The sequence below is a fragment of the uncultured Gimesia sp. genome, from assembly GCF_963972345.1.
In the GTDB taxonomy this organism is placed as follows: Bacteria; Planctomycetota; Planctomycetia; order Planctomycetales; family Planctomycetaceae; genus Gimesia.
The window spans coordinates 1-12,703 of record NZ_CAXAVM010000196.1 but is presented as its reverse complement, the minus strand read 5'-3'; the positions used below and the strand labels follow the sequence as shown (position 1 = coordinate 12,703).

The window sequence follows — 12,703 nt, the reverse complement described above, 5'->3', positions numbered from 1 at the left end:
TCTCTTACAAAGAGAGGGCTCGAGAATCGGCCAACGAGAACATCTCAAAATTATACGTTGGGATGGATTATGAGATTAGAATTATCAGGTTCAGGAGAACTGTGATGCATGGAATGCCGGAAAAGTTAATTAAACTCAGTAGCTTTGGATCACATTCAGTTAGATCATTTCGACTGATCCTGATTCCCACTCTACTTTTAACTTCCTGTGCCTCAGATCGTGGACAGATGACTGCCCATCAGGCTGGCTCAATAAAGGAAGACAGGCAGATGGTTGGCATCAAGGACAGCCAGTCACAGGCTGCACAGATAGCTGAATCTACTTCTGAAGTCGAAGTCAATAATTTTGCAGAAACGACACATGCCGAATCGAGAGAAAAATTGACTTTAACATCATACCATGAAGTTTTTGAAGGTAAAATCCCACCACCTGTACCACCGGCAGGAGGCCCGAACGTACCAGAAACAGATTCTTCGGAAAATCCATTAACACCAACCAGCCAGACGATGACGTTGGAGGAACTTGAACAGATAGCACTATCGAACAATCCCACCATGGCTCTGCAACGAGCGGAGATCGAAAAAGAACGGGGGAACTGGACCCAGGCAGGCCTCTATCCAAACCCAACCGTAGGGTATGTCAACTCCACAGCGAGCAGTAATGGTGATACGCAATCAAATGGTATTCTTGTGCAGCAGACATTTATTACAGCAGGGAAATTGGATAAAGCCCGGGCAACAGAAACTTACGGTATCCAAACTTCACAACTGCAGCTTGATGCTCAGCAGATGCGCGTCATCAATGATGTCAGGTTGCGCTACTATGCTGTGCTGGGAGCGCAGGAACAATTAAAACTGGTGAAAGAAATCGCCCAACTCTCTCAGCAGACACTGGATGCCGCTGAGCGACTCTATATGGCTGAGCAGGTCCCGAGGACGGATATGTTACAGGCGAAAGCGCAAAACGCCACTGTTCGTGCATCGCTGACGAATGCGCATACTGATTTCGAATCTGCCTGGCAGAAGCTCGCTGTAATCGTGGGCTGTCCGGAATTACCAGTCAGTCAGCTCATGCAACCGGAGGAAGATTTACCGGAATTTGATCTGGAGTCGGAATGGCAGCGTCTATTGTCCGAAAGTCCTCAGTTGCTCACGGCGGAAAGCCAAATCGGTGTCGCCCGCGGACAGCTTGCCAGTGCTGAAGCTGTCCCTGTTCCAGATGTGACTTTACAATTTGTTACTGATTACAATTCGATCGGAGACTACGCGACATTTAATACCCTGATAGCACTTCCACTTCCTCTCTTCAATCGTAATCAAGGGGGCATCTATAATGCGGTTTCCGAAGTGAACCGATCCGAACGCGAGTTGGAACGGGTGCGACTAGTACTGCGCGATCAGTTGATCTCCTCATATCGAGATTACATGTCGGCTCGGAACCAGGCAGAACAGATGCGAAAAGAAGTGCTGCCCGAACTCAGGGAAGCGCTGGAACTGATGATCAAAGGCTATGAGAAAGGACAATTCAGTTTTCTAGCCGTGCTCAATGCACAGCAGAACAACTTCCAGTCGAATCTGGAGTACATTGGTGCTTTGAACAGGGCACATCGATTGTCCGTCGAAATTTCCGGTCTGCAGATGACCGGAGGCCTGAACCCGGCGACGATCGGAACGGCAATTCAGGAATCCGGCGGCGGTGGAAGATTGCGAGCTGTCCAGCAGCAACTGCAGAAACAAAGCAACGCGAATCTGAGTAACTTTGCTCCCGCAGCACTCTAGGACCATTCGAATTAGTTGAAGTCATCATTGAAGTTCAGCAACTCCTGAAATATCCGGTGAGATTCAGACACAGAATAAGTTCCGATCAACCAACTGGAAACGCAAATTAGGGGAGTATTCAACGTGATAGGTGGAACAGGGGGGATTCTTGCCTCAAGGCGATTCGTCAGTTATGGCATTGATCTCCTGTTCAACCCAGTCTATACTTAGAATAAGTTAGGCAAACAGGGTTTAATATGTACATGCAGCACACCATCAATATTTTAATGACCTTCCTGGCGATTATATGTCCCTATCTTCCATGTAGGGACATATGTCTGGGATCTTGTGCTGCTGCGCTGACTGAATCGGTATCCGTTCAGGAAACTGCAAGTGCAACCTGTTGCCATCACAGAGATTCTGAAGAACAGGATCAGTATTCTGAGAACCAGGAACAAAGACCAGTCCAACCGAAGTGCCCTCAGGACGGTAATCAGCCGAATTGTTTTTGCGGGGGCGCCGTGATCGCTACTGTGGTTGACTGTCCCAGCCTGATCGATGCTGGCTCTTTCTCTGAATTTCTCATCGTCGACCTCAATGACATTGCCCACATGTCATTCAGGCTCGTCTGTCTGAGGCACACTGCTAATCGAGGCTGTCACTTCCCGCCGCTCTCTTCTGGGCGGGAAATCTGTCATCTTTCTGCCGCCTATCTGCTCTAAAGCGTCCGACACGAGCATCGTAGATTATCCGGAGTCCGTCGATTTTGATCGTCCGTCATTCCGGCTGAATTTGCGGTGATTTCTTGACTTCCGTGTCTGTTTCCAATCGCTTAAAAACCGTTTTATCAGGCTCCTGCTTCTCAACATATTGAGCAAGAAAGGACATCTCATGAGTCAATCTGTTATAGGCCGACCCTCTGTTAATCCAGATACGTCTTCTCCCGACACTCCAGCTCCAACTGATCAACGTCCCCACGGACTGGTCTGGAAGCTCGGACGCTGGTTTCTGGATGGGTTACCCACCATCATTGTCATGTCTGTATTAGTCGCCATCGGTTACTACGGACATACCCACCATTGGAAAATCCCGACGTTTGCAGAATTAACGGGACAGGCGAAGCTGGTAGTCAAGGACTGGTGTGAAGAGCACGGGGTTCCCGAATCCAAGTGTGTGATCTGTAACCCTGACCTGATGCCTGCCAGCCCCGATTATGGCTGGTGTACCGAGCATGGTGTCAACAACTGCCCGTTGCACCATCCCGATGTCGCTGAACTGAAAAAGACACCGGTGATTACTGAGGCAACAATGCAACAAGCCGATAGGGCTCTCGCACTGCGGGAGCGACCAGATAACAATGCCGCCTGCAAGGTGTATCAGAAGCGAATCCAGTTTGCTTCCAACGAGGCGGTTCAACAGGCTGGCGTTGATGTAGAACTGGTCGACCAGGAATCTGTAACAGAGTGGGTATCGGGAACAGGAGAAATCCGTTATGACCCGACACGCCTGGCCAATCTTTCTTCACGCGTGCCGGGTACAGCCTGGCGGGTACTGAAAAATGTGGGAGATCAGGTTGAGGAAGGAGAAATCCTGGCGGTGGTTGATGCGGCGGAAGTAGGACTTCTCAAAACGGATCTGGTAAAAGCGATAGTCGCTGAAAAACTGGCACGCAAAAACTTTGAACGTTTGAATGGACTAAAAGGAGCCATTGCAGGCAAGGACATCCTGGAAGCAGAGTCTATTCTGGCAAAGGAAGAGGCCGAAGTTCTAAGCGTCGAACAGGCTCTGGCTAATCTGGGGTTGTCGGTGGACGTTTCTTCGATTGCAAATCTCAGCAAGCAGGCCATGATCGACCGCCTGCGTTTCCTGGGTTTTCCCAACGAACTGGCAGAGCAGTTTCGATCACAGACCGCCTCAGCCAACCTGATCCCGGTTCGCAGCTCAATGAACGGTGTGATTACGGAGCGGAATGTCGTTTCCAGTGAGGTCGTCACTCCGGAGCGGACCCTGTTTGAAGTGGCTGATCCCAGTTGGATGTGGCTGATACTCAATGTTCCTCTGGAAGAGGCATCTTTGATCCAGGTCGGACAGCAGGTCCGATTTCAACCCAATGGAAGCCGTAAGGAAGTTACCGGGAACTTGAGCTGGATCAGTACTGCCGCTGATAAACAGACGCGGATGGTAAAGGTCAGGGCGGAAATCGATAATGCGGAAGGGCAGCTTCGCGATGAGACTTTTGGCGCGGGCCGGATCATTCTGAGACAGGAAAAACAGGCGGTCGTGATTCCCCGGAGTGCAGTGCACTGGGAGGGATGTTGTCAGGTGGTCTTTGTTCGAAATAAGCATTACTTCGACAGCCCGGAGAGCCCCAAAGTCTTTCAGCTGCGAAACGTTCGTACCGGATTCGTTAACGGCAATCGCGTGGAAATCATCGCCGGCTTACTTCCTGATGAAGTCGTCGTGACCCAGGGGAGCGACGTTTTGCGGGCACAACTTCTCAAGAACAGCCTCGGAGCAGGCTGTTGCGCTGAATAAATAGAAGGGAATCAAAGTATTATGCTCAACTGGCTGATTGATTTTTCACTGCGCCACCGTGCCCTGGTCATTTTGTGTACCGTGGTTTTTGCAGGCGTCGGGGTGATCTCACTGAGACACCTCGACATCGATGCGTTTCCCGACACGACGCCGGTGCTGATTCAGATCAATACGGTGGCACCGGCGCTTTCGCCCGATGAGGTCGAACGGCAGATTACTTTCCCGGTCGAACAGGCAATCAGCGGTCTGCCAGGTCTACAGGATTTGCGTTCCATTTCGAAATTTGGTTTATCACAATTGGTCGTGATCTTTGAAGACGGCGTGGACATCTATTTTGCGCGGCAGCTGATCAGTGAGCGGCTGAGTACAGTTCAGCTTCCAGAAGGAATCCAGCGACCGCAGATGGGACCGGTTTCGACCGGTCTGGGAGAAGTCTTCCACTATGTTCTGACCTACGAAGGAGTCGATTTTTCCCGGCTTCCGGACGAAGAACGGGTCAAACGTCTGACCGAACTGCGAACGCTACATGACTGGGTCGTAAAACCTCAGTTGCGTTCCGTGCCGGGAGTTGCCGAGGTCAACAGTTGGGGGGGCTATGAGAAGCAGTACCAGGTACGCCTCGATCCGGATCAGATCATCAAACACGAACTGACCTTTGACCAGGTGGCCCAGGCCCTCCGCGAAAACAACCAGAATGTCGGCGGAGGGACGATTACCGATCGCAGCCAGATGCTGCTGGTCCATGGGGTGGGACGGACCGTCAATCTGGAACAGATTGAAAATGTGGTCATCACGTCTCGTGACGGAGTTCCAATTCGGGTCAAAGATGTGGCGGATGTGCAGATAGGGCATGAAATTCGTCGTGGAACGGTGACCGCCAATGGCCGGGGAGAAGCAGTATTGGGACTCGGTTTCATGTTGATGGGGGAAAACAGCCATGAGGTAACTCACGCTCTGAAAACCAGACTGGAAGAAATCCGGGAGACACTGCCCGCGGGCGTGGAAATTCAGACTGTCTACGACCGTACCGAACTGGTGGACCACGTGATAGACACCGTGCAGAAGAACCTGTTCGAAGGAGGTCTGCTCGTAGTTGCGGTGCTGTTTATATTTCTGGGGAACCTGCGAGCCGGTCTGATTGTGGCCCTGGCAATTCCTCTTTCGATGCTGTTTGCCTTTTCGGGTATGTTGAAGTTCGGCATCGCAGCGAGCCTGCTCAGCCTGGGTGCAATTGACTTCGGTCTGGTTGTAGACAGTTCCGTGGTGATGATTGAAAACTGTGTCCGCTGTCTGGCACACGGCGCCGATGGTCGCAGTCGACTGGAGATTATCCGCGATGCTGCCATTGAAGTCCGCAAACCGACCATGTTTGGCGAGCTGATTATCATGATCGTCTACCTGCCAATCCTGACGCTGGAAGGCGTCGAGGGCAAACTGTTCCGTCCCATGGCACTGACAGTCATAATGGCCCTGGCGGGGTCAATGGTGCTCTCACTGACGTTGATGCCTGTGCTCGCCAGCCTATTCCTCCCGAAAAATCTCAAGGACAAAGAACCACTGCTGATCCGGGTGCTGAAATGGCTGTATGCACCAGTGCTGCGGTTCACCATGCACCACAAAGCAGCGGTGATCGGTTTTGCGCTCTCAATTCTGTTTGTGGCCTTTGGCCTGATTGCCCCCAACCTGGGAACGGAATTTGTGCCGCGTCTCTCGGAAGGGGCAGTCGTGATCAATGTGGTACGCCTGGCGGGGACCGATCTGGAAGAAACGATCCGCTATAACACCCGGATGGAGAAAGTTCTGCTGGAGAAGTTTCCAGACGAGATCGTGCACGTCTGGAGTCGCGTCGGGATGGCGGAAGTTGCCACCGACCCCATGGGGACGGAACTGACCGACCTGTTTGTCACGCTGCGTCCCCGGAGCGAGTGGACGCGTGCCGACACGCAGGAAGAACTGACGGTTCAGATTCAGGAAGAACTCCACGATCTGCCTGGCCCGCGTCTGGCGATGACCCAGCCCATCGAAATGCGGATGAATGAAATGATCTCTGGGGTCCGTTCAGACGTGGCTGCGATTCTCTACGGAGACGACCTGGATCTGATGGTCTCCAAAGCCTCTGAAATTGAGCAGGTGCTCAAATCAATCGAGGGGGCTGCCGACGTAAAAGTGGAACAGGTCACTGGTCAGCCAGTGCTGGAAATTAACATCGACCAGGATGAAATCGCCCGTTATGGCATTCCGGCACGGACCGTACTCGACCTGGTGGAATCACTGGGCAGCAAGCATGTAGGAGAGGTCTATGAAGGACAACTGAGATTCCCGCTGATCATCCGGCTTCCCGAGCAGGCACGGACCGACCCCGACGCTATCGGATCGATCCTGGTAGCCACTCCTCAGGGAGAGCAGATTCCCCTGTCGCGACTTGCTCACATTGAGATCGTAGAAGGCCCGAATACCATCAAGCGGGAATGGTATCAGAGGCGAATTACGATTGAGGCGAATGTCCGCGGTCGCGACATGGGGAGCTTTGTCGCGGAAGCACAACACAAAGTCGATGAGCAGATTACCTTGCCTGCCGGACGTTACCACATCGAATGGGGGGGGCAGTTCGAGAACCTGCAGCGTGCTCAGGCCCGCCTGATGATTGTGGTGCCGGTCGCGATGTTGTTGATCTTCGGTCTGCTGTACATGACTTACAATAACTTTATCGATTCGATTCGCGTCTTTACCGGCGTACCGTTCGCCTGGATCGGGGGGATCTTCGCTCTCTGGATAAGAGACATGCCGTTTTCGATTTCCGCGGCCGTGGGTTTCATCGCCCTCTCCGGTGTCGCGGTACTGGATGACATGCTTCTGGTCTCAACCATCCGTCGACTGCGTCGCAGAGGCAGTTCGCTCAATGAAGCTGTCGAGGAGGCAGCCATGACCCGTCTGCGCCCGATCCTGATGACTACGCTGGTGGCCAGCCTCGGCTTCTTCCCCATGGCCTTCAATACCGGTATGGGAGCAGAAGTGCAACGGCCCCTGGCCACGGTCGTGATTGGTGGCGTCTGCAGTGCCACGATTATGAGTCTGCTCGTTTTACGTGTGCTGTACGTGGTCTTCAATCTGCCCGGCAGTCGCAACGAGGATGAGGGAGACGATGACAATACTACAGAACCAACGCAACCGAACAATCCGGATTCCAGGCAAGTGCCGGAAACGGCTTCGGTTTAATTTTACTGGTCAATGTACCATCAAAGGAGAAAAAATGACTGACGTATCATGGACTCGGTGTCTGGCAATCCCAGCGATTGTGTGTGGACTTCTGGTGATCACGGGGTGTGCGAAAAGTGGAGAGGAAGCCGCTCCCGTGGCCAAGGCCGAAGAAGAACATCATGAGCATGACGAAGAAGGGCACGATCATGAACACGAACACGGAGAAGAGGGGCATAACCTGCACGGTTTCTGGTGTGCTGAGCACGGCATTCCCGAAGAAATCTGCGCCCAGTGTAATACCAAACTCGCCGCTGATTTCCAGAAGAAGGGGGATTGGTGTGAAGAGCATAAACGTCCCGATTCGCAGTGTTTCATCCATCATCCAGAACTGGAAGAAAAATTCATTGCCCAATATGAAGTTAAGTTCGGAAAAAAGCCGCCTGCTCGTACGGAGAAATGAGATCCGCCCGCAGACGAACGCGAAAGCGCTTCAGCGGTGCAGTCGGGTAACCCACTACATCACAGGTGGGTTACCTGTTCCGTTTTGTGCTGTTGCACTGCTATTGTGCGCTTTGAGCCCAGGCTGTCAGAATGCAGCTTCAGATCTTTCACTATCCAGTTTGCCTGAGGTTACTGATTCGAATTTTCAACAGAGGGTCCTTAAGGCTGACCAGCCAGTGCTGGTGGAGTTCTGGGCTCCCTGGTGCCGCCCCTGCGTTGAGATGGTCCCCATCCTGGAACAGGTCTCAGAGCAATTTGCGGGGCGCGTGAAGATCCTCAGAATTCGCATCGACGATAACCCGGCCACTGCTGCTAAATATGAAATTGATGCGCCTCCCGCATTCCTTCTGTTTCACCAGGGAATGGTCTTCAAGCGTCGACTCGGCAAACAAAGCGAAGCACAGTTGACCGAATTTATTTCGTCGATCTTGTCAAAAGAAATTCCCGAATGACAGTGGAATGATAGAAATATTTACGCGAAAAGGACTCGTTGCATTAAATTATGTCTATAATATAATGCATTAACTGTTATTAATATTGGATATCTTTGAAAAGTTACAGGACTGCTTTCGGCTGATGTTCCAGTCGTATCAGAATTCCGACTTCATGAACTCGGCGGTTGTCGTTCAGACGAATGAATGTGTCTGAACATTCAGGGTCATGCGGCAGGCTTTTGTATCAGCATCGTTATTGTGGATCGTGATATGATAGAACGTTTCGCGATAGCGACTCTTAAATGTAGTCCAATCCGCCGGGGGACAGGGCTCAACCGAGTACCGCCGTCGATAGTTCATCGCAAATGATATCAGGAGCTTTGCTGATGCTGGAACTGTCTAACACAAATCATGCAATCGTAGTTGGCTTTGGTTGATCTTATTTTGCAAGAATATTATCAAGAATTGGGATAACTGATGAGTTCGAAAAGTGACGAACATAGTGCTTCTCATTCACATGGTTTGACGCGTGGAGAAGGCTTGCATAGTGTTAGCGACCTGCGTCTCGTGTGGGCAGTTGTTCTCAACCAAATTCTGACAATTGCACAAGTAATTGCTGGTATTAAGTCTGGCAGTATCGCACTATTATCAGATGCTGCTCATAACTTTAACGATGCCAATGCACTAATGATCGCTTATATCGCGCGTCGCATCTCGCGAAAGAAAGCTAATAAACGTTACACTTTCGGTTACCGAAGAGCTGAACTGATTGGGGCAGTCATCAATCTTACATTGTTAACGATTATTGGCTTTTATTTGATCTACGAAGCTATTCTTCGATTCATAGAGCCTAATACAATCATCGGCTGGCTTATGGGCACCGCAGCTGTTTTAGCATTGGTCGTCGATATTGGAACGGCTCTCCTTCTTTGGGCCATGAGCAAGGGGTCGCTCAACGCACGCACTGCATTCGTTCATAATTTGGTCGACGCTTTAGGTTCCGTGGCAGTACTCTTAGGAGCGGCAGTCGTCATCTGGTACGACTGGATGTGGGTTGATCCGTTGTTGACTCTCCTGATTGCGACTTATATACTCTGGCAGGTAGCCGCGATGCTGCCCAAAGCGATACGAATTCTAATGGAAGGGGCACCTGTTGACTTCGACATTGATTCTATGATTGGTCAACTCAAGCAAATTAATGGTGTGGATGATATCCATCATGTACACATTTGGGAATTAGATGAACAGCACCGATCATTAGAAGCCCACATTCTTATTCAGCGTGCACGTGCAGTCGAGCTTGAAGCAATTAAAACAAGAATCAAGAACACTCTTATTCACGATTTTCGTATTGCTCACTCAACGCTTGAGTTCGAATTATTTGATTCTGGTGCTCATAGTCAAGACACGACGACTATCATCGACCATTGACCAGTCGATAATCGATAAGGTTCCCACCTTATAGCATATATAAGACTGAAGAGGCTCGCGAAAGGGCTGAGACAAAAGAGAAGAAACGAAGTCGCATTGGAGTCCATAAACTTATTTCAATAACCGTTGGAGTTAACATCAGCAAATGGCCGGGATCTAGCAGTTCCTAAGGCTGGAAAGAAAGACCACCATTGACGGAAAATTCACGAAATCAGTTTCTACGCTGTAGCCAGTTTTCTCAAGAACAAGTTGATGGAGAAACACCGCTCAAACTGTACTGTGGTTGCTGGGACATCGAAAACTGACTCTTCTGGGGCTATTGAATCGTGTTCAAAGAAGCCCTTTCTCTCGTCCGAAGTGGAACTGCTTACACCACGATGAGAGGTTTCATAATTCAGGATTGACCATCCTAAGAGCCCTTAAAATCCCCGAGTTCACCACTGATATCTGCGATCGCATCGTCAAGCTCAACATACTATTTCAACGACTAAACATCTTGAATAAAATGCGAGCCCTGCTTTTTATTAAGACCTTCCAGTCATATTTGCGTGATTTCTGGGCACTCACACGCCACGATTTACTGGTGATCTACTCCCATGGCTACAAGCACTCGCAGCTATGCGCGTATGGCCATATTCTGAAAGAAGTCGCTTGATCCACCGGAAATATCGATGTCGCGATTCAATGTGGTGTCCCTCGATCTACGATCCGAGGCTGATTGACAAAGCCGGCAATGAGATACCGAAGTAACTTCAGAATGCACGACTCGCGTCGAAATGATTACGAATGGAAGCGAGTCAAGGTCGGAGAGGTCGGATATGTGAGGTATTTCTTACGGTCAATAGTTGAGCAAGCCGGATGAAGCGGGGCGGGACGGATTTGACTATCCCCATTCGCGAGAATTCGCAGGAAATTGCCGTAACATACTGCACGGTTTAAAATCAAAGTGAACTAAAAACCCACCCAGTAAATTAAGCGCTCCTTACTGGGCGGGCCTCGTTGCCCCGGAACTATGCGAAAGGAACGGAGCTACTAACCGTTAGGCTGGTAACAATTGTGAGTGAAAGAGGTTTATAAGTCAATCACGTTCCGGTAGAGAATGTTTCCAGATTGCATTTATTGATGATACCGATAGGTTTTTAACCGGGTAAAGCACTTGGATATGTAATACGTCATTATGGCTGTTTATCTATTCATATTAAACTTTGCCAAGCAAAACATTATACCAAAGTAGAGCCCAATCATCACCACCGTCGAAATCCCGAACCTCGTACTGAAGCCGACGCCTTTCTTCAGCAGATAGGGCAGAAGCAAAAAGAAGGAGAGGGATGGCAGGACCAGCCAGAAGATATTTCGGGTTAGCTCAGAGACTTTGTCAGTATCTTCCTTGTCGATGTACAGCCAGATCTTCCCAGGAATGAAACCAGTGGCAGAGAGGCAAGGGCACCGCCTAAAAGAGAACTGCGTTTGGAGATTTCTGATAACGCGACCACCAGTATCTCTGTCAAGATAATCTTAAAAAAATAATACATGGCCGGTTTTCACCCTTTTAGTTTTTGATGCGTGATTCTCAAATCCTTCTGAGTCCACTCTGGCCAACGCTAAAATGATTTACAAAAGCCGGTGACCAGCCTGGAGAACAGATACTCATTCGAGTGGATTATTCCAGAACCTCATCCGGCGAAGGTTTACTATCGATTTCACCCAGTATGCTTCCGGCAAAATCAGCAACATTGCCAATGCCAGAATCAGTACTGACGAAATATGATGATTTCCCATGAGTTGTGTCCTGTGGGAATCCGCTCGTTGTCCACCATCATGGAAATAGCGATTTCGCAGATACAAAAACCAGCCCGTCCTCCCCCACTTTCAAACAGGGCGAGAAGGGTGCTGGATTAAGCGACGCAGTTGCTTCCCGTTTCATCGCCAGATCAGGTAATACTTTTTCTGGTAGTAGATTGGCGATGATTGCGCCAACACCAAAGCCGCCAGCCAGCCAGAGTAGTGACTCTTTCGAATAATAATGAGCATGGTCCTCTTTAATGCGGCTCCAGAATGAAGGGGTTGCGGCACAAAACTCTTCTTCGAGGGAGGAATTCACGCACCTATACTCTTCTCCCAACTCCGAAAGTGGATCTTCCTGCAGGTCTCCCTGAATTTTGATCAGCGCGGACTCAGGATACATGTCTTGCTGAAGTGTATAATGGGCAGTTGTGAGCGCTTTCTCAGGTACCCGCGGGATCTGCTTATTGAGGTTGTATAGCGATTGGTGAATGAACTTGGTGTAAAAGACGTTATTAAAGCTCATGAATAATCGGCTAAATTGAATATTTAAAAAGTACTTTTTGAATTCTTCAAACGGCTACCGGTTGGCCGTGATCAGTTCGTGACCTCAAACGGCAATGTCATCCCGAAATCGATGTCCTGCCGTGGAACAGTCCTAGCGGACGGCTAGGGTGTCCTGTATTTTATTGCCGAAAGGATTTGGCGGTTTCCAGACACGAGAACTCGCTTAAAAAAAATGTGGTGAAAGTCGGGATAAACATCACGTCCTGTTGACAGATCCTGAATGAAGAACAGTCGAAGCTGGTACGGAAAAAACGCAGAAACTCAAACGCTGATAACAGCAGCACCCTCGTTGAAGGATTATTGAATCGCGAGTACTTTATCGATCTGCTCACTGATGATATATTCCATGATCCGCAGGCTTTGCCGGATCGCTTCGTCTTCAGGGAGCTTTTCCACTTCGTCCAGGGAAATCGAAAGTTTACGAGCGGTATGTTGAAAATAAGCCTCCGCCATTATCGAGTCATATATTTCCGGGCTGAAGACGACGCGTCCCTTGCG

8 protein-coding genes are annotated in these 12,703 nt (G+C 50.0%); 6 read left to right on the top strand and 2 right to left on the bottom strand.

The annotated features are described in order from the left end of the window. Window positions 1-269 precede the first annotated feature (269 nt). The 6 genes from AACZ40_RS23710 (at window position 270) to AACZ40_RS23685 (ending at window position 9,856) form a co-directional block, all read left to right on the top strand. Entirely contained in the window at window positions 270-1,778 is a 1,509-nt protein-coding gene (locus AACZ40_RS23710) for a TolC family protein (RefSeq protein ID WP_339676101.1), read from the top strand. Window positions 1,779-2,648: 870 nt separating this feature from the next. After that, the gene (locus tag AACZ40_RS23705; RefSeq protein ID WP_291167497.1) at window positions 2,649-4,292 is read left to right on the top strand and encodes an efflux RND transporter periplasmic adaptor subunit; all 1,644 of its coding nucleotides are present in this window, start codon (window positions 2,649-2,651) and stop codon (window positions 4,290-4,292) included. Between the two features lie 21 nt (window positions 4,293-4,313). Further along, window positions 4,314-7,508, top strand: coding sequence for a CusA/CzcA family heavy metal efflux RND transporter (locus tag AACZ40_RS23700; protein ID WP_291167499.1), 3,195 nt, complete (start codon window positions 4,314-4,316; stop codon window positions 7,506-7,508). A gap of 34 nt (window positions 7,509-7,542) precedes the next feature. Continuing rightward, a complete protein-coding gene (locus AACZ40_RS23695; protein ID WP_291167501.1) occupies window positions 7,543-7,950 on the top strand; it encodes a hypothetical protein in 408 nt (135 codons plus the stop codon). Further along, entirely contained in the window at window positions 7,904-8,443 is a 540-nt protein-coding gene (locus tag AACZ40_RS23690) for a thioredoxin domain-containing protein (protein ID WP_291167502.1), read from the top strand. The genes AACZ40_RS23695 and AACZ40_RS23690 overlap by 47 nt, the downstream gene beginning before the upstream one ends. A 459-nt stretch (window positions 8,444-8,902) precedes the next feature. Continuing rightward, entirely contained in the window at window positions 8,903-9,856 is a 954-nt protein-coding gene (locus AACZ40_RS23685) for a cation diffusion facilitator family transporter (protein ID WP_291167503.1), read from the top strand. Window positions 9,857-11,672: 1,816 nt separating this feature from the next. Here AACZ40_RS23685 and AACZ40_RS23680 read toward each other — a convergent pair. Together AACZ40_RS23680 and AACZ40_RS23675 are read right to left on the bottom strand one after the other, a co-directional pair. Next, window positions 11,673-12,164 carry a hypothetical protein gene (locus AACZ40_RS23680; RefSeq protein ID WP_339676098.1) on the bottom strand — a complete coding sequence of 164 codons (492 nt, stop codon included), beginning with the start codon at window positions 12,162-12,164 and terminating at the stop codon, window positions 11,673-11,675. 338 nt (window positions 12,165-12,502) lie between these two features. Beyond that, window positions 12,503-12,703, bottom strand: a 201-nt coding sequence (locus tag AACZ40_RS23675; RefSeq protein WP_339676096.1) for a hypothetical protein, incomplete at its 5' end; no start/stop codon positions are given.